26 protein-coding genes and 1 pseudogene are annotated in these 25,102 nt (G+C 40.3%); 12 read left to right on the plus strand and 15 right to left on the minus strand.

Annotated elements, in window-relative coordinates:
• The 7 genes from AC1M9D_RS05995 to pcaG form a co-directional block, all read left to right on the plus strand.
• Positions 1–632 (plus strand): 3-oxoacid CoA-transferase subunit B (locus AC1M9D_RS05995; RefSeq protein ID WP_481611713.1); only part of this gene is annotated, 632 nt, incomplete at its 5' end.
• 126 nt (positions 633–758) lie between these two features.
• Positions 759–1,964, plus strand: coding sequence for a 3-oxoadipyl-CoA thiolase (gene pcaF, locus AC1M9D_RS06000; RefSeq protein WP_481611714.1), 1,206 nt, complete (start codon positions 759–761; stop codon positions 1,962–1,964).
• Between the two features lie 62 nt (positions 1,965–2,026).
• Entirely contained in the window at positions 2,027–3,385 is a 1,359-nt protein-coding gene (pcaB, locus tag AC1M9D_RS06005) for a 3-carboxy-cis,cis-muconate cycloisomerase (RefSeq protein ID WP_481611715.1), read from the plus strand.
• Positions 3,382–4,164, plus strand: coding sequence for an alpha/beta fold hydrolase (locus AC1M9D_RS06010; protein ID WP_481611758.1), 783 nt, complete (start codon positions 3,382–3,384; stop codon positions 4,162–4,164). The genes pcaB and AC1M9D_RS06010 overlap by 4 nt, the downstream gene beginning before the upstream one ends.
• Positions 4,165–4,211: 47 nt before the next feature.
• Positions 4,212–4,610 (plus strand): 4-carboxymuconolactone decarboxylase, encoded by a 399-nt coding sequence (pcaC, locus tag AC1M9D_RS06015; protein ID WP_035269644.1) that lies wholly within the window; start codon positions 4,212–4,214, stop codon positions 4,608–4,610.
• A gap of 35 nt (positions 4,611–4,645) precedes the next feature.
• Positions 4,646–5,371 carry a protocatechuate 3,4-dioxygenase subunit beta gene (gene pcaH / locus AC1M9D_RS06020; RefSeq protein ID WP_092766916.1) on the plus strand — a complete coding sequence of 242 codons (726 nt, stop codon included), beginning with the start codon at positions 4,646–4,648 and terminating at the stop codon, positions 5,369–5,371.
• 14 nt (positions 5,372–5,385) lie between these two features.
• The gene (gene pcaG, locus AC1M9D_RS06025; RefSeq protein WP_092766915.1) at positions 5,386–6,015 is read left to right on the plus strand and encodes a protocatechuate 3,4-dioxygenase subunit alpha; all 630 of its coding nucleotides are present in this window, start codon (positions 5,386–5,388) and stop codon (positions 6,013–6,015) included.
• Between the two features lie 89 nt (positions 6,016–6,104).
• Here the strand turns inward: pcaG and tnpC are convergent.
• The 10 genes and pseudogenes from tnpC to AC1M9D_RS06075 form a co-directional block, all read right to left on the minus strand.
• Positions 6,105–7,639 (minus strand): annotated as a pseudogene (gene tnpC, locus AC1M9D_RS06030) (IS66 family transposase).
• A gap of 87 nt (positions 7,640–7,726) precedes the next feature.
• Positions 7,727–8,194, minus strand: coding sequence for an IS66-like element accessory protein TnpA (gene tnpA, locus AC1M9D_RS06035; RefSeq protein ID WP_481611716.1), 468 nt, complete (start codon positions 8,192–8,194; stop codon positions 7,727–7,729).
• Complete coding sequence (locus AC1M9D_RS06040; RefSeq protein WP_481611717.1) at positions 8,187–8,579, minus strand: MFS transporter; 393 nt, start codon at positions 8,577–8,579, stop codon at positions 8,187–8,189. The genes tnpA and AC1M9D_RS06040 overlap by 8 nt, the downstream gene beginning before the upstream one ends.
• A gap of 14 nt (positions 8,580–8,593) precedes the next feature.
• Positions 8,594–8,980 carry a PaaI family thioesterase gene (locus AC1M9D_RS06045; protein ID WP_481611718.1) on the minus strand — a complete coding sequence of 129 codons (387 nt, stop codon included), beginning with the start codon at positions 8,978–8,980 and terminating at the stop codon, positions 8,594–8,596.
• A 22-nt stretch (positions 8,981–9,002) separates the two neighbouring features.
• Entirely contained in the window at positions 9,003–9,536 is a 534-nt protein-coding gene (locus AC1M9D_RS06050; protein WP_481586546.1) for a DUF3237 domain-containing protein, read from the minus strand.
• A gap of 52 nt (positions 9,537–9,588) precedes the next feature.
• On the minus strand, positions 9,589–10,842 hold the full coding sequence (locus tag AC1M9D_RS06055; RefSeq protein ID WP_481611719.1) for an OprD family outer membrane porin: 1,254 nt from the start codon (positions 10,840–10,842) through the stop codon (positions 9,589–9,591).
• Positions 10,843–10,890: 48 nt separating this feature from the next.
• Positions 10,891–12,030 carry an acyl-CoA dehydrogenase family protein gene (locus AC1M9D_RS06060; RefSeq protein ID WP_035270077.1) on the minus strand — a complete coding sequence of 380 codons (1,140 nt, stop codon included), beginning with the start codon at positions 12,028–12,030 and terminating at the stop codon, positions 10,891–10,893.
• 72 nt (positions 12,031–12,102) lie between these two features.
• Entirely contained in the window at positions 12,103–13,989 is a 1,887-nt protein-coding gene (locus AC1M9D_RS06065; protein ID WP_481611720.1) for a feruloyl-CoA synthase, read from the minus strand.
• Positions 13,990–14,067: 78 nt separating this feature from the next.
• Positions 14,068–15,519, minus strand: coding sequence for an aldehyde dehydrogenase (locus AC1M9D_RS06070; protein ID WP_481611721.1), 1,452 nt, complete (start codon positions 15,517–15,519; stop codon positions 14,068–14,070).
• A 49-nt stretch (positions 15,520–15,568) separates the two neighbouring features.
• Positions 15,569–16,402 (minus strand): p-hydroxycinnamoyl CoA hydratase/lyase, encoded by an 834-nt coding sequence (locus AC1M9D_RS06075; RefSeq protein WP_035270071.1) that lies wholly within the window; start codon positions 16,400–16,402, stop codon positions 15,569–15,571.
• A 269-nt stretch (positions 16,403–16,671) separates the two neighbouring features.
• On the opposite strand from AC1M9D_RS06075, the gene mhpT reads away from it, so the two are divergent.
• The 3 genes from mhpT to AC1M9D_RS06090 all read left to right on the plus strand — a co-directional run bounded on the left by mhpT (position 16,672) and on the right by AC1M9D_RS06090 (position 19,243).
• On the plus strand, positions 16,672–17,904 hold the full coding sequence (gene mhpT / locus AC1M9D_RS06080; protein ID WP_481590589.1) for a 3-(3-hydroxy-phenyl)propionate transporter MhpT: 1,233 nt from the start codon (positions 16,672–16,674) through the stop codon (positions 17,902–17,904).
• 64 nt (positions 17,905–17,968) lie between these two features.
• Positions 17,969–18,427: a MarR family winged helix-turn-helix transcriptional regulator gene (locus tag AC1M9D_RS06085; RefSeq protein ID WP_179997673.1), complete on the plus strand. Its 459-nt coding sequence runs from the start codon at positions 17,969–17,971 to the stop codon at positions 18,425–18,427.
• 126 nt (positions 18,428–18,553) lie between these two features.
• The gene (locus AC1M9D_RS06090; protein WP_180028003.1) at positions 18,554–19,243 is read left to right on the plus strand and encodes a GntR family transcriptional regulator; all 690 of its coding nucleotides are present in this window, start codon (positions 18,554–18,556) and stop codon (positions 19,241–19,243) included.
• A 50-nt stretch (positions 19,244–19,293) separates the two neighbouring features.
• On the opposite strand, the gene AC1M9D_RS06095 is transcribed toward AC1M9D_RS06090, so the two are convergent.
• The 3 genes from AC1M9D_RS06095 to AC1M9D_RS06105 all read right to left on the minus strand — a co-directional run bounded on the left by AC1M9D_RS06095 (position 19,294) and on the right by AC1M9D_RS06105 (position 21,819).
• Positions 19,294–20,235: a PDR/VanB family oxidoreductase gene (locus AC1M9D_RS06095; RefSeq protein WP_481611722.1), complete on the minus strand. Its 942-nt coding sequence runs from the start codon at positions 20,233–20,235 to the stop codon at positions 19,294–19,296.
• Positions 20,236–20,286: 51 nt separating this feature from the next.
• Entirely contained in the window at positions 20,287–21,351 is a 1,065-nt protein-coding gene (locus tag AC1M9D_RS06100) for an aromatic ring-hydroxylating dioxygenase subunit alpha (protein WP_035269112.1), read from the minus strand.
• 267 nt (positions 21,352–21,618) lie between these two features.
• On the minus strand, positions 21,619–21,819 hold the full coding sequence (locus tag AC1M9D_RS06105; RefSeq protein WP_481611723.1) for a hypothetical protein: 201 nt from the start codon (positions 21,817–21,819) through the stop codon (positions 21,619–21,621).
• Between the two features lie 353 nt (positions 21,820–22,172).
• Between AC1M9D_RS06105 and AC1M9D_RS06110 the strand changes: the two genes are divergently transcribed.
• Positions 22,173–22,622 (plus strand): hypothetical protein, encoded by a 450-nt coding sequence (locus tag AC1M9D_RS06110; protein WP_481611724.1) that lies wholly within the window; start codon positions 22,173–22,175, stop codon positions 22,620–22,622.
• 8 nt (positions 22,623–22,630) lie between these two features.
• Here the strand turns inward: AC1M9D_RS06110 and AC1M9D_RS06115 are convergent, their stop codons facing one another.
• Both AC1M9D_RS06115 and AC1M9D_RS06120 read right to left on the minus strand, forming a co-directional pair.
• Positions 22,631–23,530 carry an alpha/beta hydrolase family protein gene (locus tag AC1M9D_RS06115; protein WP_481611725.1) on the minus strand — a complete coding sequence of 300 codons (900 nt, stop codon included), beginning with the start codon at positions 23,528–23,530 and terminating at the stop codon, positions 22,631–22,633.
• Positions 23,531–23,552: 22 nt separating this feature from the next.
• Positions 23,553–24,326 carry a crotonase/enoyl-CoA hydratase family protein gene (locus tag AC1M9D_RS06120; RefSeq protein ID WP_481611726.1) on the minus strand — a complete coding sequence of 258 codons (774 nt, stop codon included), beginning with the start codon at positions 24,324–24,326 and terminating at the stop codon, positions 23,553–23,555.
• A 191-nt stretch (positions 24,327–24,517) separates the two neighbouring features.
• Here AC1M9D_RS06120 and pnuC point away from each other — a divergent pair, with 191 nt between their 5' ends.
• Positions 24,518–25,099: a nicotinamide riboside transporter PnuC gene (gene pnuC / locus AC1M9D_RS06125; protein ID WP_481611727.1), complete on the plus strand. Its 582-nt coding sequence runs from the start codon at positions 24,518–24,520 to the stop codon at positions 25,097–25,099.
• Positions 25,100–25,102: the final 3 nt, after the last annotated feature.

Here is a 25,102-nt window from a genome sequence, read left to right on the forward strand (position 1 = left end):
CCCGTGATCAAATTGCTGAACGTGTTGCACAAGATATTCCTGATGGTGCTTATGTCAACCTTGGGATTGGTTTACCAACTAAAATCTCGAGTTACTTACCTTCTGACAAAGATGTCTTTTTACATTCTGAAAATGGTTTATTGGCCTTTGGTCCCCCCCCTGCGGAAGAAGACCGTGACCCTGAGTTAATTAACGCGGGTAAAGAGTTTGTAACCCTGCTAGAAGGCGGAGCTTTCTTCCATCATGGTGATTCATTTGCCATGATGCGTGGTGGTCATTTAGACATCGCAGTCTTGGGTGCTTTCCAAGTCGCTGAAAATGGTGATCTTGCAAACTGGCATACCGGTGCACCTGATGCCATCCCTGCTGTGGGTGGTGCAATGGACTTAGCCGTGGGTGCGAAGAAAGTCTTCATCACCACCGATCATGTCACTAAAAAAGGCGAACCTAAAATCGTTGCTGAGCTGACTTATCCTGCGACAGGTTTGAAATGTGTGGACCGCATTTATACGGACCTTTGTGTGATTGATGTGACGGCAGATGGCATGAAAGTCATTGAGAAAGTTGAAGGCTTATCTTTTGAAGAGCTTCAATCGATGACGGGTGCCAAACTTATTGATGCAACACTATAAATAAAGAGGAAGTCCCCCTTTATAAAGGGGGATTTAGGGGGATTCTTAGGAATAAATCATATTTTTTTAAATCCCTCCCAACCCCCCTTTAAAAAAGGGAGAGGCTTGCTAACAAGGATTTAATAAATGAAAAACGCATACATCATTGATGCCATCCGTACGCCTTTTGGTCGTTATGCCGGTGGTTTAGCTCCTGTCCGTGCGGATGACTTAGGTGCAGTGCCATTAAAAGCGTTAATGGAACGTAACCCTTCTGTGGATTGGAATGTCGTCGATGACGTTTTATTTGGCTGTGCCAACCAAGCCGGTGAAGATAACCGTAACGTCGGTCGTATGTCGGCGCTTTTAGCAGGTATTCCATATACAGTACCTGCAACCACAGTCAACCGTTTATGTGGTTCATCACTCGATACCGTAGCAATGGCCGCGCGTGCCATTAAAGCAGGCGAAGCTGACGTGATTGTGGCAGGTGGTGTTGAATCTATGTCACGTGCCCCATTTGTGATGGGTAAATCTGAGAGTGCATTTGGTCGTAGTCAAAAGATTGAAGACACCACCATGGGCTGGCGTTTTATCAACCCGAAGCTTAAAGAAATGTATGGTGTTGAAACCATGCCGCAAACGGCCGAAAACGTGGCTGAACAGTTCAACATTAGCCGCGCTGATCAAGACCAATTTGCTTTAACCAGCCAACAACGTACGGCTGCAGCGCAAGCACGTGGTTTCTTTGATCAAGAAATCGTGCCTGTGACTATTCTACAGCGTAAAGGTGATGCGGTTGTGGTGGCAAAAGATGAACATCCTCGTGCATCAACCACTTTAGAAGCGTTAACTAAGTTAAAACCTGTTGTAAAAGCAGACGGTACAGTAACCGCAGGTAATGCATCAGGCATTAACGATGGTGCTGCTGCAATTTTGATTGCGTCTGATGCAGCTGTTGAAAAATATGGTTTAAAACCTCGTGCCAAAGTAATTGGTGCAACCACTGTTGGGGTTGAACCTCGCATTATGGGCTTTGGTCCTGCACCTGCGATTAAAAAACTGTTAGCACAAACAGGTTTAACACTAGAGCAAATGGATGTGATTGAGCTGAACGAAGCGTTTGCAGCACAAGCATTGGCATGTACACGTGACCTAGGTTTAGCCGACGATGATGCGCGTGTAAACCCAAATGGTGGTGCAATTGCACTAGGTCATCCATTGGGTGCATCAGGTGCGCGTTTGGTGACGACTGCTCTCAACCAACTAGAGGCAACTGGTGGCAAATATGCATTGTGCTCTATGTGTATCGGTGTGGGTCAAGGCATCGCTTTAATTATTGAAAAAGTTTAACAGCAATTTTTGGACATACGCTTTATGGTGAAAAACATGATGAAGCGTAATAGGGATAAGTTATGAGTCAGTTATATGCAAGTTTGTTTTATCAGAATGATGTAAATATCATATTTAGTGATGAAGCACTCGTAAAATATATGTTGCGTGCAGAGGTTGCACTGGCTCAAGCTCAAGCTGAAGTTGGTGTTATTCCCTTTATTGCTGCTGAAACGATTCAACGTGTTGCAGAACAAGAAATTCATTCCATTATTAATTTTGATCATTTGGCACAGTCCAGTGGACTCGCTGGCAATATTGCAATTCCATTCGTAAAGCAATTCACTGCTGCTGTAAAAAAAATCAATGAAGATGCTTCCCGTTATGTGCATTGGGGTGCGACCAGCCAAGATATCATTGATACGGCCTTTATGCTGCAAGCTCAAGATGCGTTACAGCTGATCGAAAAGCAACTTATTCAAGCTATTCAGGCAACTAAAAAACTGACGATTCAATACCGTGATCAGGTGATGATTGGACGTACATGGTTGCAACAAGGTTTACCACTTACCTTTGGACATAAAACAGCACGGTGGCTCTCTAGTTTAGATCGAGATTTAAAGCGTGTTCAGCAGTTACAGCAACATGTCTTAACAGCGCAGTTAGGTGGTGCGGTAGGTACTTTAGCTTCATTAACTGAATACGGTTCGGCTGTAGTGAGTACTTACGCACAAAAACTTGGTTTAAATACACCCGTATGTACATGGCATGGGGAACGAGATCGTGTAGCCGACATTGCACATGTACTTGCAACGATTACAGGAAACTTGGGCAAGATGGCCCGTGACTGGTCACTCATGATGCAAACAGAAATTGCAGAAGTGTTTGAACCGAGTGGTACTGGGCGTGGAGGGTCATCGACGATGCCTCATAAGCGTAATCCTGTTGCAGCCGCTTCAATTCTAGCCGCTGCAAATCGCGTCCCTGCATTAATGTCAAGTATCTACCAAAGCTTAGTACAAGAACATGAAAGAAGTTTAGGTGCATGGCATGCTGAATGGCTAGCGTTACCAGAGTTATTTCAACTGACGGCGGGTAGTTTAAGTAGAGCAATCGATGTATTTACGGGATTAGAAGTAGATCCTGAAAATATGTTAAGAAATTTAGAGTGCACGCAAGGATTAATCATGGCTGAAGCACTGATGATGTCACTCGCACCTCAGATGGGGCGATTAAATGCACATCATCTTGTGGAAGATGCTTGTAAGCAAGCCGTTGCCGAACAACGACATTTACTCGATGTTGTACAAAATAATCCAGAAATATTAGCTATTTTTGATCTAGATCAACTCCGTCAGATTTTTAATCCGCAACATTATCTAGGAAATACTCAAGCACAAATAGATGCGGTACTAGAGAGCGTTCAAGGAAGTACACCATAATGACATTAATCAATAATCGTAATGGTCAGCAGCTTGCGGTCTATCGTTTTGGTGACCATACAAAACCAAGCATCATTTTTTCAAACTCACTGGGTACTGATCATGGCATGTGGCAGGCCCAAATTGATTATTTTTCCAAAGATTATGATGTGATTTGCTACGACACACGTGGTCATGGAAGAAGTACTGTCATTGAAAATACCACAATCATTGATTTAGCCAATGATGTCCTTGATGTACTCAATCATTTCTCTATAGAAAAAGCACATTTTTGTGGTATCTCCATGGGGGGGGTTACTGGCATTCAATTAGGCATAATTGCACCAGAGCGTTTTAACTCTATTACGATTGCAAATTCGGCAGCAAAAATTGGAAATACCGAGGCATGGTTGAGTCGTGCAGATACGGTTGAACAAAATGGTTTGGCTGATATCGTCAGTACTACACATACGCGTTGGTTTAGTGAACAATTTGATTATTTACACGATGTGACAGCTCAAAAAACCATTCAGAGTTTGTCTGTCACTCAGCCTAAAGGCTATGCAGCCTCTTGTCGTGCTTTAGCTCAGACGGATTTACGCAATCAACTTGGAAAAATTATTGTGCCTTGTTTGGCATTATGTGGCGGCTTAGATCCTGTGACCACAGTGAATGATGGTGAGTTTTTAAAACAACATATACCTGACTGTCAACTTGCAGTCATAGATGCATCGCATTTATCCAATATTGAGCGACCAGTTGAATTTAACCAAACATTGCTTGCTTTTATTCAGTCTTAAGCACATCTGAACATCAAATAATTTCAATTTTAAAGAGGAACAACCTCATGAATGATGAAGAACGTTATAAGCAGGGGCTAGAAGTCCGTACTGAAGTCTTGGGTGAAGCCCATGTCGGGCGTTCACTTGAAAATTTAAATGAATTTAATGCTGATTTTCAAAACTTTATTAGTCGTTTTGCATGGGGTGAGGTTTGGTCACGACCAGGACTGCCAAGACACACACGTAGTTTGGTGACGATTGGAATCTTACTTGCATTGGGGCGTGAAGCAGAACTTAGAATGCATATTCGTGCTTGTTTCAACAATGGCGTTACAAAAGATGATCTTAAAGAATTATTTTTGCATGCGTCTTTATATGCAGGACTTCCTGCAGCCAATGCTGCAATGCATATGGCAGAAGAAGTATTTGCAGAGTTAGGCATTTCGCCTGAGAAAATTAAATAAACGGACGATATTTTAAATTGAATAAGGAGAGATTCATGTCTCAAATTCTGATGGGTGCTTATGCACAGCGAAATACAGATGATCATCCGCCAGCATATGCGCCGGGATATAAAACCAGTGTATTACGTTCCCCGAAAAATGCACTGATTTCGATTGCGCAAACATTAACCGAGGTTACTGCACCTCACTTTAGCGCAGATTTATTGGGTCCTAAAGACAATGATTTAATTTTAAATTATGCAAAAGATGGTTTACCTGTTGGTGAACGCGTCATTATTCATGGTTATTTACGTGATCAATTTGGTCGTCCTGTTAAAAATGCTCTGATTGAAGTATGGCAAGCGAATGCCTCAGGACGTTATCGCCATCCAAATGATCAGTATGTGGGAGCTATGGACCCTAACTTTGGTGGTTGCGGTCGAATGCTCACAGATGAAAATGGATTCTTCATTTTTAGAACGATAAAACCAGGACCTTATCCGTGGCGTAACCGTATCAATGAGTGGCGTCCAGCACATATCCATTTTTCTGTGATGGCAGATGGCTGGGCACAGCGTTTGATTTCCCAGTTTTATTTTGAAGGCGATACATTAATTGATAGCTGTCCAATTTTAAAAACTGTTCCTTCAGAACAACAGCGAAGAGCTTTAATTGCGCTCGAAGACAAGAGCAACTTTATTGAAGCAGATAGTCGTTGCTATCGTTTTGACATTACTTTACGTGGTCGTCGTGCGACATATTTTGAAAATGATTTGACTTGATAGGGAGCATCAGGATGAATGGCTGGAAATTTGAAGAATTACACGAAACACCATCTCAAACAGGTGGTCCATATGTCCATATTGGATTAATGCCTAATCAAGCTGGTATAGAAGTATTTGAGCATAGCTTTAATAATCAAATGGTGAAAGATGGCACTCAAGGTGAACGTATTCGCCTCGAAGGGCAAGTTTTTGACGGACTGGGTTTACCACTTCGCGATGTACTCGTAGAAATTTGGCAAGCTGATGCTAATGGTGTTTATCCAAGTCAGCAGGATACGCAAGGGAAGCAGCCAGATCCAAACTTTTTAGGTTGGGGTAGAGCGGGTGCGGATTTTGACACTGGTTTTTGGAGCTTCGATACGATCAAACCAGGTGCTGTTCCTGGACGTAAGGGTTCACAGCAAGCACCACATATCGCGCTGGTTATTTTTGCGCGTGGTATCAATTTAGGTTTACATACTCGAGTTTACTTTGAGGACGAAGCTGAAGCGAATGCGAAAGACCCAATTTTGAATGGTATTGAGTGGGCGCCACGTCGTCAAACACTCATTGCTAAGCGTGAAGAGCGTGATGGTCAGATCGTTTATCGTTTCGATATTCGTATTCAAGGTGAAAATGAAACGGTATTCTTTGATATTTAAACTTTGAACAAGAAATTAAAAAGGTCAGTGATTTCACTGACCTTTTGTTGTTTCTATCGTAAGCATCCGCTGAACGCCATCGCCAAGTTTTAACGGGGTTCAGGTTTCCAGCGGTAAGGTAGTAATTCTTCTATTTGGGGCACTTTATGTGTTGGCAACCTTTTCAGCACATCACTTAAATAGGCATACGGATCCAAGCCATTCAGCTTTGCTGACTGGATTAAAGTCATGATATTGGCAGCTCGTTGACCACTGCGCAGCGAACCTGCAAATAGCCAATTCTTACGCCCCAAGGCCCAGGGACGCATTTGGTTCTCTATCCCTTGCGCAGCAATGCTGCTCATATCTATGGGTAGATTGCCATCATCCAGATAGCGGCTTAAAGCAGTCCAACGTTTTAGGCTGTAATTGATCGCCCGGGCGGTTGGAGAACTCGATGGCACCGTCAGCTGATGTTGGTTGAGCCATTCATATAGTTGTTGCATGACCGGTTGACTATGCTGTTGTCGGTATTCGCAGCGGTCTTCCGCTGTACCATCGGTCTTTTTTCTTAATTCTGCTTCTATCGCATATAATTTCTGAATCAGCACTAATGCCTGTTCAGCGACCTGACTTTTCTTGGTCACATGTAGTTCATGGAATTTACGACGTGCATGTGCCATGCAGCCCACCTCAATGACCTGACCTGATCTAAAGCGTGCTTTATAACCACTGTAATCATCACAGACCAAATGACCCTGCCAGCCTTTCAGGAAGTCTTCAGCATGCTGGCCAGAACGGCTATCTTGAAAGTCATAGATCACTGCCTGAACTGGATTGTACTGTGTGCTGGCATAGGCCCAGACATAACCTTTTTTGGGCTTTTTCTCATTTTCACCCATCTGCATGACCGTCACCGGTGTTTCATCTGCATGGATCACCCGCTGTTGCAGTACCACCTGTTTTAAGGCATTGGCCAGAGGTTCCAGTTCCACACCGCAGCGACCAATCCAGTCAGATAAAGTGGATCTGGACAGATCAATGCCAGCCCGCTGATAGATCAGGCGCTGACGGTACAGCGGCAAATGATCGGCATACTTTGACACCAGCACATGGCTGAGCAATTCAGGTGAAGCAATCCTTTATCAATCACATAGGCTGGCATCGCTTGCTGAGTCAGAGTGTCACACTGATCACAGACCCATTTGCCACGCACATGCTGTTCCTTGTAGAACTGTGCCGGTCTGAAATGCAGTTTTTCACTGATATCTTCGCCGATACGACGTAACTGGCAGCCACAACTGCATTGGGTTGATGCAGGTTCATGCTCAATACGGATGGTGTGTAGATGATCTGGCAGCAGTCGACGTTTAGGTTTGTTGACTGTGGCTTTCTGTGTCGCTGCATCAGTTTTATCTGCATTCAGCCGTTCCAGTTCCAGATCAACGGCTGCGATATCCTCTTCGACTGCTTCGTCCCATAGATGGATTTGTTTTGCGGTGAGATGTTCGTTTTTACTGCCGAATTTATGCTTTTTAAACAGCGCCAGTTCATGCTCGTATTTTTGATTGAGAATAGAAAGATGCTGAACTTTGGCATCCAATTGCTGGTTTGATTTTTCTAATTCTTGATTTGATTGAGCCAAAGGCTTTCATAATCTGCGCCATGGCCGTATCCATACCCGCACGCATGTCCATCGGCTGGGTAGACAACCAGATCTCATCAATACGAATCATTGAGTCAAACCCTGGATCAGCAACAGTAATTCAGTTACTGACTCCACCGGCCAGTCGATCTCGATCATCTGATCCCTTGCGGAACTTGGTGCCTCATGTAATGGAATCCTGATATGAGCGACAGCTTTCTTCTCTGGCACAGGTGGTAGAGGTGCTTCTTGTTTGACTGGAGTCGGGTGAAGAATGACCGGAAGAAAGTCAGTCTGTGGAATGGATGGGGTTTTTAATGCAGGGGGCATTGATCTGGACTGACGAATCCATTTATGTAGCAGATTGGCATTGATCTGATGTTGCATTGCGACCTTAGCCACTGATGTATCTGGCTGCTGGCATTGCTGAATAAGTTGATGTTTAAATTCAGCTGTGAAGGTTCGACGGGGCTTTTTTAGCGTTGGTGCAGTGTCTATAACTGTCTTTAAATCCATAAATAGGTGTCCACTTAAATTTAAGTGGACACTATGCACTGATTTGAACACCACCAATACCAACACCAGTGAAAAATCTGCACAGAACCAATTGCTTAAAATCGGTTGAAAATGCAGATGCAAACATGCTCAAGCCACAGATTAATAGACAAAGGTTAATTAAATTACGTCTGCCGATTTTATCTGCGAGAGGTGCAAGTAAAAATGAACAGACGGTCATACCAATTAAACCAGCACTAATTAAAGTTCCTATATTAGTACCAGTTAATGAAAACTCATTGGCAACTGAACTTGCCAAATAAGCCATTATCATGAAATCGAATCCATCGATAATGTATAAAATAAAACAGAAAAAAACGACGAATTTTTGATATGAACTTATTTTGTCATTATCGACACAATCCTTTAATTTTAAGATATCCATTCTTTTTTTAATCCTTATAGAACCATAAATGCAGCACTGGTTTTTGCCACTAACTTTCCATGCTGCCAAGCTTCACTCTCAATGCTTAAAATTTTACGTCCTTCTTTAATGAACCACGCTTTTGCCAATACTTCACCAACTTCACATGGTCTGAAGAAATCAATTGTTAAATTAATTGTGGCAGCTGGTTTTTCTGTTTGATTTAAGGCAGCTAAAATCCCCATTGCATCATCAAGCATGGCACAGATCATGCCTCCTTCAACACTTCCCCTAGGATTAGTAAAACTTTCAAGAGCAGTATATTGAACTGAAATTTCTCGCTTTTCCTTGTTCCACTGAAGTTGATGACCACCCAATAAATGATGAATAGGGGGTAAATTAGATAAAACTTGTTCGTCCATTGAAAAGTACTCCTTTTAATATTTATTTCACTGCAAATGCATCATAGATCACGGCTTTACCGAGACGCATTGCGCTTCCAACTGCAATTGTCTGATTTAACCATGCATATTTTTCTGAGCTAGTTTCAAACTGCATGGTTAATTTGAAGTAATACTGAGTGGGATTAACATCTTCGCCACGACTTAATTGTTCTAGTACTTGTGGTGAAGCATGGCGATAACCTTTAGTTTGTAAATAAATCAGAGCACCATCATCAGTTTCTAATAAATAGCGCGTATCTATATATGCCAAACCTTTGCTATCGACCTTTTGCCAATCTGCACCATTGTTAAGAATACGCCCCTTCAAACTTGGTCCAGAAAAAGTTCCTCCAGTGATTGGGATTATGCGTCTTTGCCCTAAATCTGAAGTTTTACCTAATTCCCAAACTGGGGCTGTGAGTTCAACATTGAATGTCGCAAGGGGTTCAAGTTTTATGGGTTGTGGTGAATATTGGGTATTTGCCAAACTTAATGCACTGGTGGTATAGACCAATAAGCCGATTAAATATTTCATACTTATTATCCTTAGAGAGGGTAGGGTTCCTCAGTAAAGAACCCTTTTGTTATTATTTAAATTTCCACGTGTAATCAATATTGATACGAGTTTCATTGGCTGGCTTAATATTGGCGGTAATTGGCATATCATTATCGTAGATCGCGTAACGCGCGCGTAAACCTAAATTTTTTAGTGGACCATTTTGAACTGTGTAAGCTAGATCAAAATCCAATTCATCTTCTGAAAAATCTGTACCACCCAACTGTGGTGCGTAAATATTGCTACCATGGGTATAGCGGGTCATAAAACGAAGACCTGGAATATAGTCTTTAAAATCGTATTCATAACGCAGGCTATAAACACGCTCTTTCGCATTCAAAAACTCACCAGTCCAAGTATCAATTGCTAGTCCAGTTTCTCCTCCAGTTAAGTACGGAAAAGCAGTACCTCCAAAGTGGTGAAATGTAGAAAAGATAAACTTATGGTTTTGGTGTTGAAGTTCTGAATGGCTATGAAGTAAATTATTATCGACTAAACCCGCTTTAGCAGTCCCATCTTCATCGCTGATGTAGTAACGCAACTGCGTTGTAAAAGTGGATTGATTTGAGATTGGATATTTATAGGTTATGCCTAACAACGATTGGTGATATAAGTCGTTAACATCCATATGAAATGCAGTCAAACGTAATGGATTATTAGTCAAGTCATAATGTCCACCTAAGTAATACAAATAATCTGTTTCTTCAGAAATATAACGACCATTTACTCCAGAGATTTTTATAGCTTCATAATTTGTAGAATCACGTTGATTGACTTCATCAATATAGGATGCTTGGAGATCCAGACCTTGAATATCTTTAGATTGAACTGCAACACCTCGATACGTTTGAGGTAAAAGCCGTGCTGGAGAGCCGACTAAAACAGGAGTCATGGGTTGAAGAGTCCCTATACGTACCTCGGTTTCAGAAACTTTAGCTTTTAAAGTGACTCCAACTTCACCATATTGATCTGCAGGCTCGTTGGTTTCCAAGGAACGAATTAAGTTTCCTGTACCTCCATATTTAGCATCAGCATCCAGTTTAAAACCTGCAGTCGCTAATAGATCTAAACCAAAACCAATCGTTCCATCGGTGAATCCAGATTGTGCTTTAAAGATAAATCCTTGTGTCCAGTCTCTTAATGCGGGGTATCTATTTTCAACTTTAAAGTCACGGTCAAAGTAGAAGTTACGTGCAGTTAATTCGACTTTACTTTGGTCGACAAAATTATTTGCAAATGCTGGAGCGGTACATAATAGAAGTGGTGTGATCCATAATTTTTTCATCTTTATTTCATCCTGAAATAGTATTAATACATAGAGGTAATCTTTGTGTTATTTTCCTAAAAGTTCTCTTGCAACGATTTCCTTCATAATTTCATTGGTTCCCCCATAAATTTTTTGAACACGTGCATCGACATAAAATCGAGATATTGGATATTCCCGCATGTATCCATATCCCCCGAACAATTGCAGAAGTTGATCAATGACTTCACATTGGGTATCAGTGATGAAGCATTTCAATGCCGCAACTTCGCTTACATCCAATACTCCCTGTTGATAAAGCGACTTACATTTTTCGACAAAGGCTTCTGCTGCTAGAGTTTTAATTTTGGCTTGAGCGATTACAAAACGAGTATTTTGAAATTGTGCAATTGATTGTCCAAAAGCTTTACGTTCGAGGACATATTCTTGAGTAATTTCTAAAGCACCTTGCAAAGCGCCTAATGCCATGAGAGAAATACTCAAACGCTCACGTGGAAGTTCTTGCATGAGATAGCTAAAGCCTTGACCTTCCTGACCTAATAATTGGTCTTTAGGAACTCTGACTTGGTCAAAAAATAATTCGGCAGTGTCTTGAGATTGAAGTCCAATTTTTTTTAGACCACGACCTTTTTTTACTCCATCTAAATGAGCATCCACCAATAAAATCGAAATACCTTTAGCTCTTGCTTGAGGATCAGTTTTAGCAACTAAAACTATGAGATCTGCATGTTGACCATTCGATATAAACGTTTTTGAGCCATTCACCACATAATGATCGCCATCTAATAAGGCTTGAGTGCGGATGGCTTGTAGGTCCGAACCTGCATTGGCTTCAGTCATTGCAATAGCTGTAACAACTTCACCGGATACCATTTTAGGTAACCAATATTGTTTTTGATCTTCACTTCCAATATTCTGGATATAGGGTGAAACAAGTTCACTCTGACCACCGATTGCAACGGCTAACGCAGAGAAGCCCGCTCGAGCAGTTTCTTGAACGATCATTTGTGAATAATATATCGGTGCGCCGTAACCTCCATATTGTTCAGGCACATCGACGCATAAAAATCCATTTTGTCCAAGTTGATCCCAAACTTGTCGAGGCATGAGTCCTTGCTCTTCCCATGACTCATAATATGGGGCGACAAACTCTGCTAGGAAGCGTCGATAATTGTCCCGAAACAGCTCAAAATCACTATCTTTCTGCATAGCGTTATCCTAATTTTGAATGCAACTGTCTAAGCAGCGTTTGACTAAACGCTGCTGAATAAAAAAGTTGAGTTAATTTCTAAGGGTTGGAATGCGAATAATGAGTGGATTATTGATGTTTTTTTCGTATAACTCTTCCACCATTGCTATGCGACGTTTCAAAATACCACTTTGATTGAGATTGCCTTTATCAGTGGTTTCTCCTGCATCAAGAAGTGGAGGTTCAATCATGAGGTAAAGCATCGAAACAGTGTTTGAACTACCTGTCGCATCTTTATTGAAATCAATTAAAAACTGCTTAAACCACTGTTGAACTTTAGGGTGTAGAAGCACCTCTTTAGCACCAACTAGACTTAAATCTAATCCTGCATACTCAGCGCAATCTGCAATTTTGGGAAATATTAAAAATCCAATCGCACTTAAATTAGAACCAGTAATACAAACATCTTGAATAAATCGATTACCTGTAATGAGAACTTTATTGCGTAAAGTTCCAACATTGACAAAGGTACCTGTATTTAACTTAAAATCTTCAGCTATACGGCCATCATACATGAGTCCCTGACTCGGGTCGGATGGATCCACTAATTTCACTGCATCCCCGGTGCGATAAAAGCCTTCATCATCAAAGATATTAGCTTGTTGTTCCATAGGTAGATGCCAGTAATGTTTCATGACATTTTTACCACGAACACAAAACTCAAGTTTGTCACCATAGGGAACTAATTTCACTTCACAACCTGGAGCTGGATATCCAATGAACCCAGCCATTACTTTGGGACCAGTTGTAAACACACATGATGGTGCAGTCTCAGTCATCCCCAAACCGCTCATGATACGAATACGTTCTCCACAGTGTGACTGCGCGATTTGGTCAAGTCTGTTCCAACCAGCTTCTGATAGTGCAGCACCAGCAAAAAACAAAATTTTAACTCGACTAAAAAAATTTTCACGTAACTCAGCATCTTGTTCAAGAGCTACGGTTATTTCTTCCCATCCTTTAGGAACGTTTAAATACACAGTAGGTGCAATTTCCTTAAGATTTCTGATGGTTTCTTCCATCTTTCCTGGAACTGGCTTGCCGTCATCAATATAAATTGTGCCGCCGTTATATAATGCGATTCCTACATTATGACTGCCACCAAAAGTATGGTGCCATGCTAACCAATCAACTAATACTGGGGGGGTCTCTTCAAACTCAGGGAAGGTCTGAAGCAGCATCTGCTGATTGGTACATAGCATTAGATGCGTTGTAGGTACCGCTTTCGGCATTTTAGTTGAGCCAGATGTAAATAGAAATTTCGCTATTTGATGTTCATCAATGGTCTCATAATGATCTTTAATATCACTAATTTCAGAGGAGAGGAGTGAAGAGAAAGCAAGGCAATTTTTCTCACCAAGTTTTCCAGAATTCGTAACTATCACAATATCATCTGTATCACAGCAATGTTCAATCGCTTTAGCAAAAGCTTGACCATCATTAGCAAAAACCAAACCTGGTGTTAGAACATCAAACACATGTTTGAGCTTGCCAAAATCCTTAGAAATAAGTGAATAGGCAGGAGAAATTGCGGAGAATGGAATCCCTGCAAGCATTGCTCCCATTGACAAAGTAAGATGCTCTAGATCATTCCCAGATAGAATAACAATAGGACGTTCAGTTGAAAGATGTGAATACTGTTTCAAACTTTGTGCAATACGCCATGCTCGATCTAATGTTTCTGCGTATGTAAGCTTAATCCATTCATCATCATGACCACGTTTTGCTGCGAATACACGATCGGGATATGTTTGAGCATATTGAATTAAACGGTCAGTAATTTTTTGTGGGTATGGTTTAAGTTGTTCTTTTGGGGAAATATACAAAGTGCCATTTTTAGATTGAAACTCAATCTCGTGACTGCCTAATTTAACAAATCGCTCAGGATATTTATGCGTATGAACCATCATATTCGACATTATTTTCACTCCATGTATTTTTAGCTATTCTTTTCCAACGAAAAGAGCTGACTTCATGTCAACTCTTTGAAATGTTCGTTAAATAGGGTAGTGACGAGTTTTGGTTTGCATGGTGATCCAACGCAGCTCAGTGAACTCTGCAACTGAGACTTTACTCCCAAATCGTCCATAACCACTTTGTTTCACGCCACCAAAAGGCATTTGCGCTTCATCATGAACGGTTGCACCATTAATATGACAAATACCTGATTCGATACGTTTAGCTACATCTAGAGCTAGAGATAAATCTTGACTAAAAACTGCTGCAGATAATCCAAATTCTGAGTCATTTGCTAATTCGATTGCTTCATCAACAGTTTTAAAACGTTGAACGGTGCACACAGGACCAAAAGATTCTTCGGCATAAATCTGCATATCTTTAGTGACGTCAACTACGATAGTAGGTTGCATCATAGCACCATCAATGCTTAAACCCAGTGGTAAATATGCACCTTTTTCACGTGCATCTTCAATTAAATTTTTGATTCTTGTTGCAGCTTTTAAACTTTCTAGAACGCCCAGGGGTTCTTGACTCTCAAGTGGATTTCCTGCTCTGATATTCTGAACTTTATTGATCAATTTTTCGATGAATTGGTCTGCAATTTTTTCATCCACAAGAACACGCTCTGTCGACATACAGATCTGTCCCTGGTTGAAAAAAGCGCCGAAACTGATGGCATTAACGGCTTCGTCCAGGTCCGCTTGCTCCAATACAATGACCGGTGCTTTGCCACCAAGTTCCAGCAACAATGGTTTGAGGTATTTCGCTGCAGTTTGTGCAATTATTCGTCCTACATGCGTTGAACCTGTAAAATTAATTCTTTTAGTCAATGGATGACTGATTAAACGCTCTACAATCTGTGGAGCATCTTGCGGGGCATGAGTAATGACATTGACAACACCATCGCCAATACCTGCTTCATGAAGTACTTCCCCAATTAATCGATGTGTTGCAGGGCAAGCTTCAGATGCTTTAAGTACGACTGTATTCCCACAAGCCAGAGGCATCGCTAAGGCACGAGTGGCTAAGATAACAGGAGCATTCCACGGCGCCATACCAACGATGACACCACATGGAACGCGAATACCCATAGCGATATTGCCAGGAACATCTGATGGAATAATATTTCCATCAATTTGTGTAGTCATGGCTGCTGCTTCTCTCAGCATATTGGCAGCAAGATGGACATTAAAGCCATACCACGTCGCAGTTGAACCTATTTCATGTATTGCAGTTTGAATAAACTGTTCAGTTTTTTGATCCATCAAATCTGCAGCTTTAAGCAATTTTAAACGTCGGTCTGTTGGTGATAGAACAGACCAAGTTTTGAATGCTTCATGCGCTGACTCAATTGCACGATCAACATCGCTTAAAGTCGCTGCTGCACTCGTTGATGCGATTGAGCCATTAATTGGACTGATTCTTTCAAAAGTTTGTCCTGAACTTGCTGCAACAGATTGGCCGTGAATAAGTAACTGTACGTTTTGCATGGTGAATGTTTCCTTACATGTCCATCATGACGAAAAAAGTAGATTCTGCTTAAGCAGGACGTTTATAAGTTTGAAGACCTGGTTTGATTGTTTTGTCATCCAAGAATTGCTTCATACCTTGTGCACGACCACCTTCATCATCACGGTAGTTGCATTGATCCAGTTTGGCGTATAAGTAATCTTCGTTTTGCTCCCAAGTCAGCTCACGACAGCGTTTAAAACCATTCTTCGCAGTACGCAGTACAACTGGATTCTTTTCAAGCAAATTATTTGCCAATTCAGTTACTTCTGCACGTAATTGTGCAAGTGGAACACTCTTGTTCACTAAGCCCATATTTGCAGCTTCAACACCAGAGAAGGTTTTGCCTGTCATGATGTAGTACATAGAAGCACGATGACCAACTGTATCAGCCATAGCTTTGCTCACTAAGTTACCTGGAGGAATTCCCCAATTCACTTCAGACAAGCCAAATGTAGCTTCATCTGCTGCAATGGCTAGATCACATGCGACTAGTGGTGAGAATCCACCACCGAAGCACCAGCCGTTTACCATTGCAATCGTTGGTTTTGAATAAAAACGAAGTAAATGCCATTGCCAACGTGATGCATCACGACGAATTCGTTCTTGGAAAATTTCTGGCTGGCTGTCAACCTCACGGAAGTACTCTTTCAAGTCCATACCTGCTGTCCAAGAATCCCCAGCACCAGTGAGTACCAAAACACCTGCTTCCGGATCGAGTTCAAGCGTTTCAAGTACATCAATCATTTCTTTATTTAAGGTTGGACTCATCGCATTTTTCTTTTCTGGGCGATTTAAAGTGACCCAAGCAATGCCAGCTTCAACTTTTACATCTACAGTGGACCAGCGATTTTGATAAGACATGATAAGCTCCTTAGTGTTTGTTTTATGTCCTGTTGGAATTAATATAATATCAGTTAAACTTACATACAAGTGTTTTTTGAATTTTTTATAGAATTTTTATAATATATTGATAATTAATAGAATAATATTTTAAATTAATTTTATTTAAAAAAAATATTGATTATTTTATAAGTTTAGGTGATATTTTTTGAGTTGCCTGGACGGAGGCAATACATAGGATGTGTATTTTTTTAAAAGTATTTTAAAAGCTCTAAAAGGGACAATAAAAAATGGAACAAAGTGTAAGTAGTAAGACTAAAGCTACGCTTACACTCGTACTGTGTTTCGCTATCGCTGTATTTGAAGGTTTCGATCTTCAATCAATGGGCGTAGCAGCACCACGGATGCGAGCAGAGTTTGGCTTAGATAATACTCAAATGGCATGGGCATTTAGCGCGGCAATCTTGGGTACTTTACCTGGTGCATTATTAGGAGGTCGTTACGCTGATAAAATTGGGCGTAAGGCAGTTCTATTGACCAGTATTTTAATTTTTGGAGTGATGTCAGTTCTAACGGCATATGCTTCTGATTATACACTGCTTTTAATCATTCGTTTCTTAACTGGGTTAGGGATGGGTGGCGCTTTACCAATGATGATCACCATGGCATCTGAGGCAGTGTCAGAGAAACATAAAGGCATTGCAGTCAGTATTATGTATAGCGGTATTCCATTTGGTGGAATGTTGACATCATTCGTGGCAATGGGTTTAGCTGGTGATGCGCAATGGAGACATATCTTCTACATTGGTGGCTTCGCTCCAATTCTTTTAATCCCTTTGCTAATGAAGTATTTGCCGGAGTCTAAAGACTATTTAACAGCGACGAAGAATAAAACTTCTACCCCATTCTTTGAAGTGTTGTTTGCAAAAGAACGGCGTTTTTCCACGATTCAAATTTGGATCAGTTTTTTCTTTACGTTAGTTGTTTTATATTTTTTACTCAACTGGTTGCCACTATTGATGGGTGCACAAGGTTTAGGAAAAACAGAAGCGAACTATGTTCAAATTGGTTACAACATCGGTGGTATCTTCGGGTCGATTCTCATGGGAACTTTACTTGATAAGATTCGCATGAGTACTGTAATTAAATTTATATATATTGGCATCTTGTTATCACTGTGCTGTCTTGCAATCTCTCCAACTGTTGCTTTACTTGTATTGTCTGCTGTGGGTTGTGGTCTATTTATTGTAGGTGGCCAATCAGCGCTCTATGGATTGGCAGCGATGTTCTATCCAACAGAAATGCGTGGCACGGGTGTAGGTGCTGCAGTCGCAGTAGGGCGTATAGGATCTTTTGCAGGACCACTATTTGCTGGAATGCTACTGTCGTTAGGTTCTAGTTCAGCAATGGTCATTGGTGCAAGTATTCCACTGATTTTATTTGCAGCTATTGCGGCATTAATGCTTGTACGTAAGCCACGTCCAGAGCAGTCTGATGCTGTTCTAAATATAACTACACGTTAAACATATGTTAAAAGTATGATTACGACAGTAGTCATACTTTTGTTCATCTATTAAGGAATATAAAATGTCAGAAGTTAATCATTCGATTCCGACACTGAGCTATATAATTGCAAGGGTTGATCGTATTGTGAGTAAACTTTTAACTGAACGTTTAAAAGACTTAGATATCACCTTATCTCAGTTTACAGCATTGTCAGTTATCGCTGCGAAAGGCAATCTATCTAATGCAAAACTTGCAGAACGTTCATTTATTAAACCGCAATCTACCAATAAAATTCTACAAGATTTACAAAACCACGATTGGATCAGTAGAGCTTCAGATCCCTCACATGGACGAAGAATTTTAATTAATGTAACGCCTAAAGGATTTGAAAAACTCGAACAATGTCGAAACATTGTTAATGAGATAGAACAAAAAATGTTAGATGGGGTAGATATCCATTTAGCTTATTTAATTCGAAACAATTTAGAATTAATGGCAACCAATCTTCAAAAAATAAATATTGATGATACGAACTCATAATCACCTCAGTTATCAAAAATAGAATAGTGAATTTCCGGCCTAAAAGAGTCCTTTAAGTCAACAGAGATTGATATTCCAAATCTGACTCGTTAGGATCAATCATGATCAAAACAATTGAGTAGGTATATGTCTTCAGGGCAGCAAGTGTTAATTGAACTTCGAAAAATGATTATTTCTGGGGAGATTGCAGGAGGTTCTCGTTTGGCTGAAATTCCGACTGCTGAAATGCTAGGTGTATCGCGTCAACCTATTCGAATGGCTTTTCGGCTTTTAGAGCAAGAAGGCTTACTCGTTAAAAATCCAACTCGAGGCTATACTGTTCGAGAAATTTCATCTAAATTAGTTCATGATGCTTTGCATGTACGTGGAGTTTTAGAAGGTCTTGCTGCAAAAACGCTTGCTGAAAAAGGCATGACGATAGATCAACATCAAACACTTTTGAATTGTATTACGCAAATTGATTCCATATTCAATAAACCAGAATTAACAAGCGATGATTTAGAAACCTACCATCATTACAACACTATTTTTCACAATACTATTATTCAAGGCTCGGATAATATCGCAATTGTGCAAGCACTCAGTAAAAACAATCAGTTACCTATGGCATCTGCACAAGCACTGACTTATGATAAAAATAATGCGCTGTCTGAAATTCGTCGTTTGCAATATGCGCATATCCAACACTGCTCAATATTCAATGCATTAAAGCAACAAGACTCAGCACGCGCTGAAAGTTTAATGCGTGAGCATAGTCATGTGGTTACTTTAGGGGAGACTATGCGTTCAATTTTTCACACAGATGGGTCTATATAAGAAACCCTTCAATTAATGAAGGGCTACACTTGAAAATCTATCGATCCAAATTAAACATCAATGATAATTCGTTGAGATTTTGCTCTTGAGCAACATGGTGTGAATTGATCATTTGCAGCTTGTTCCTCTTCAGTTAAATACATATCTCTGTGATCAATTTCACCTTCAACTACATTCACTAAGCAAGTGCCACAAATACCTTGTTCACAAGATAAAGGGATACAGATTCCAGCATGTTCTAAAGCTTGTGCTGCAGATTGATCAGCTGCGACATGAATACGTTGCCCTGTTTTTAAAATCTCAATTTCAAAACTGCCATCTTGACTGGTATCAATAGCTTGTGCGCTGAAATGCTCTTTATGTACTTGATGACTAGGCCAAGAGAGCGTATCTGCGGTATGGATCACATAGTTCATAAAACCATCTGGGCCACATACATAAATATGATGATCGATACGAGGAGAGGCAAAGATTGTATTCAAAAGAATATGTGTTTCAGGTTCATCATCAATATGGATGTGGACGGAATCTCCTAGAGCCTCTAAATCTTGTTGGAATGCAATAGAAGCTCTCGTTTTCACAAAATACAGTAATTGGAAGGGCTGATTATTGCGTTTAAGCTCTTTAGCCATTGCTAAGATAGGAGTGATACCGATTCCACCTGCACACAAATATGCATATTCTGTCTCAGGAACCAAGGCAAACAAATTTCGTGGTTCACTAATCTTGAGCTGCTGACCCTCACGAAGTTGTTCATGAATAAATTTAGAACCACCACGTGATAAAGGATCATTCAGGACACCAATGACGTAACGGTGCTGCTCTGAACTACAATTTGCCAAAGAATACTGTCTAATTAATTGATTACCTAAGTGCACATCAATATGTGCACCGGCTTGAAAAGCTGGTAATAATTCACCATGGGTGTTTACCAGTTCGAAAGATAAAATGTGTTCATTATGACGATAAATCTTCTGAATAGTCACATCCATGTGAGTATCGCTCCTTGGTAAAATGAAAAACTGATAAAATGTGGGTCTACTTTAAACAACATTCAAAGTTGTAATTTTCTGCTCATCATTCGTTTGCTCTAAGCTGATCAAGCGGTCTATTACTTTTCGAGATTGAACACCGCCTGCATCAATATTCAGCATCAGCAATTTACGATCAGGATGTCTCAATAAATTCTGTTGCTGTTGTTCAAGCATATCTAAATCTTCCGAGAAAATTTTGCCCTGTCCCTCACGAATTTGGTTAGTTAATTCGATGTTGTCGGGTTGGAAGTGTCGAGCCATTCCCCAGAAATACCAGTGAGACGTTTCCGTTTCGGGGGTAATAAAATCTACAACGATTGAAGACACTTTTTTATTTTCCGGTGCGTTGTAACCACCATGTCCTGCGTGGGCAACACCAACTTCAATATGAACATTGCTAGGTGCATGAAAGTGACAAATTTGCCAACGGTCTACTAGAACATCTGCAGCGAGATTATTACCTTTTAGAGCCATTTGCCAAAATGGAGGTGCATAAATGTTTTCCATATGACGTTCAGTCACAACGTGGTCACCATCAACACGAGTGGTTGGTGCAGCTTCATCAATTTCTTTTTGACCAATGCTGTTTGCATGAACATATGTTTCATGGGTGAGATCCATTAAGTTATCAATCATCAAACGGTAATCACAGTTGATGTGGAATAGTCCACCACCATAGGCCCATTCTGGATTTTCAGCCCACTCTAAAGTTGGGAGTTGATCTTCACTTGCAAGCGATTGGTCTCCTGGCCATACCCAAATAAAGCCAAATTTTTCAATTGCGCGATAGCTTTTATTGCAAGGAAAGCCACGTACACGTTGCCCAGGCATTGAAACCGTTTTGCCGTCACATCCCATCACTAACCCATGATAACCACAGACGAGTTGACCATCTTCAACAAAGCCTAATGACAAAGGTGCACCGCGATGTGGGCAAAAATCTTCAACGGCATGTATTTGGTTTTCTTTACCACGATAAAAAACCATTTTTTCACCGCAAATTTGTCTTCCTAGAGGCTTATCTTGTACTTCTTCAGGTCGTGCCGCCACATACCAAGCATTTTTTACAAACATGAGTTGATCTCCTTATCAATTGGATCCAATAATTCTATTTTTTAGATAAAAAGTCAACAATAATCTTTAAAAATAAATATTTTGGATCCATTTTTGAGAGAGCATTTAAATAATAATTATTGTTGAGCAAAAATGATGGCAAATCACCATCCAAGAATATGGCGAAATTGATTCATTGTCAGAGAGGGGACGAGGGTTAATTCATTAAACAAAAAATGCTTAAACTTGATCGATTATTGGGATTTTATTTTTAGCTTCATTAGAAAATTAAAATTGACCTAATTTTTTCATTTGACGACGACGTTTCGTGAGCCCCAAGATTTCTTGGCGAAATTGAATTTCTTGAGCAGAATAAGGAAGCGTCTGTTGCAATGCTTCGAGTTGAAGATGACTGTTTTCAATGAGGAAGCAATCATGCTCAACTGGCCATGCACTGGTAATGGGTTTGCGTTTACGGGAATAGTTCATGGTTAAATTATAGAATTTGAGAAAAGAATAGTGTAGATGCGTATCAAGTTAAACGACAAAACATGACGTAATGATTTAGAACACCAAGATTTTAAACCCTATTTTAATGAGAATCTTTCAACGCACTTTTAAGTCATATTAATTGAATAAAATTACCTAGATTTACACGGTTTACATAACATGTGGATTTTGAAATGAGTTGTTACGTTTCGTGCCATCGCTCTACTGGTTTTTAAGTTAATATTTTAAAAGTTAAAACTTAATAACACCAAGAAAATTAACAATAAAAATAAAGAAATAATCATTTCTGTAATGAACGATTCAATGAATAATCATCGGAATGAGTAAAAAATATGATGCTAATCGTGGTGTGTTTTGCTTTGGTCAGTTGCTATGCCGTATGGCGACTATTATTACAACCTAAATTGATTATGGGGAATACGCAGAGGCACTTTGATTTAACAAAACTCCTCAAGCCTACTGATTTCAGCCAGCCGGCGCGCTTGGTGTATGATACGGATTCTGTCGAAGATATTCGTATGTTTGATGAGGTTGCAAAATTACTGTTTGAGAAACGTGTAAATCATCGTGATATCAAGTTTGCTCAGCAAATTCAATATGAGTTTTTGAACAAGATGCCATCACGAACTTTATGTCAGATCAATCAATTTGATTTAGGTGAGTGGTCGATTTTATGGGAATATCGCAATCAATCCCTTGAATATTATGTAAGTCAATATGGCATCATGTATCGACATACTGACGCACAAGGGGTAGAGCATCAATCTGAGTTCATTCAGTAATTTAGAATTTAATCATTAACTAAATTGAGATAATTTTGGAGCATGTCATCCCAAATTTTTTCTGCGCCTTTTTTGAAATATCCCATGTGTCCAATTGCAGGCATTTGATACTGTTTGGCTGTGATATCAATGTAGCACATATCAGCAGAACGATAATGTTGCATAAAGGCTTGCCTCGAATTAGGGAGAGCCCAATCATCATCTAATGCTGAAACAGCATAAATTTTGGTTTTAACACTTGCATATTGTGCTTTTAAATCTTGTTGCTCTGGGTCAGCGAAAAAATATAACGGATTTTTGCACCAACGACGCCACTGTTGATATACCCCTAAAGGCAGATCAGAGCCCATATTGAATTTGCTCCAAGGTAAATAACCTGTGACTGCGACAATGGGTGGAAACACAATACTCCACATCACGGATACTTTGAATCTTTCTTTGAACGGCATATATCCTGCCCAACCTGCACCTGTGCCGTAGCAACACATGGCACTGACTCGATGATGATTAGGGGTAAGTCCCAAGGCTTGACCACCATAAGAATGTGCAGTCACAAATAAGGGGAAAGTATCGCTAGAAAAGTATTCAATGGCACCAGCGAGATCAAGTTTACCCCAATCCAAATAACTCATTTTAAAACCTTTGAGTTGTGCTGGAGATGATGCCCCCACACCACGATAATCAAAGGTTAGCACTTCAAAACCACGTTCTGCAGCATACTCTGCAAATCTGCGATAAAAAGGTTGGGGAACCGCCGTCGCTGAAGCCACAATAATACGTGCAACAGTCTTCACACCAGATGATAGGTAGCGAGTGCCGGTGAGCATATAGTTATCTAAGGCAGGAAACTGAACTTGAGTTTTATTGATGCTTCTTGGCATCTGGTTCACATTTGGAATGGCTTGCATGTCTATATTTCCCGATATTGAACTATTGACCTTTAAAGCGAGGTTGACGTTTTTCGCTCATTGCTCGCATACCTTCGACTGCATCTTCAGATTGTATTAGTGGAAGAAGATGAGTCTTTAACTGATTAAAAGCGTACTGTTCATCATGTGAAATCGCTTCCTGAGCAGCCGCCAATGTTGCTTGAACAGCGAGTGGAGCAGCTGAAGCGACGGATTCGGCAAGTTCAATGGCACGATCAAGCGGATCTTGTTCTGTTACTTCAGTAATCAAATGAAGTCGATATGCAGTTGCAGCATCAAAAAAATCCCCCGTCAATAAGTAGCGCATTGCATTAGACCAACCTGCAGTTTTAACGAAGCGTGAAGTTGCTCCGCCAAAGGGGAGAATGCCACGTTGTACTTCAAGTTGAGTAAATTGCGTATTTTGATGGGCAATGCAGATATCCGCATTTAACATCAATTCGATTCCAGCAGTAAAACAATATCCCTTCACAGCGACAACGACTGGTTTTTTTCTTTTACGACCAGTCGTGCCCCATGGGTTAATCAGGTTCATATCTTCCGAAAATATACCATCTGACATACGCGGCTGAAGTTCAACCAGATCTAATCCTGCCGTGAAGTGCTCTCCATGTGCATAAATGACAGCACAGCGTAAATCGGTCTGGTCTTCGTAGGTGGTAAGTGCTTGTGAAAGTTCATCAATCATAAGACTGTCAAATGCATTGCGCTTCGCAGCACGGTTTAAACCAATCAGCATCAGATGATTACGAATTTCAATAGTTATTCTGGTCATTTGAGTTGTATTCATCATTATTATTTTCTATTGAGGATATTCTATTTTTAGAGGAGTTTAATGGTTAGGTCAAAACTGTGCAGTTCAAATTGAACAGCGCTAAGTCGTGTTCGTTAAGAATCATGTATGGTGCCATTCAATATGCGTTAGGATAGGCGTATCAAATAAACCACGATCATTTTACGTAGTGTATGAGCCTTTTAGAAATTATTTCAGTATTGATGAGTGTATTGGGTGTAACCCTCACTATTCGCCGTAATATTTGGTGTTGGCCTGTGAATCTCGTGGCTTATGGCTTATATGCAAAGTTATTTTATGATTATCAACTCTATGGTGAAACGATATTGCAATGCGTGTTTATCGGTTTAGGTGTGTATGGGTGGTGGATATGGAAAGCTCAGTTTAAACAACAAGAGCAACTTGCCATCAATCGTATTCAAGGGTTGAGAATTATCAAACATGTGTTTTTTACAATGTTGGCAGGATTTATTTTTGGTTTAGGTCTGGATTATTTTACGGATGCTTCCATTCCTTATTTAGATGCTCAATTGGCAAGTTTAAGTCTGCTCATTACATATTGGACGTCAAAACGATATTTGGAAATTTGGCCTGCTTGGATCGCGGTGGATATCATCTATGTCGTGATGTTTATGTATAAAGATCTATATTTGACGGCTGGGCTTTATACCGCATTTACTGTTTTAGCATTCTTAGGTTATCTTCAGTGGAAGAAAAAATATCAACTTCAACAGCAAACCGTCTACTCAATCTAAAGC

The organism is Acinetobacter sp. ANC_7682 (genome assembly GCF_056779795.1).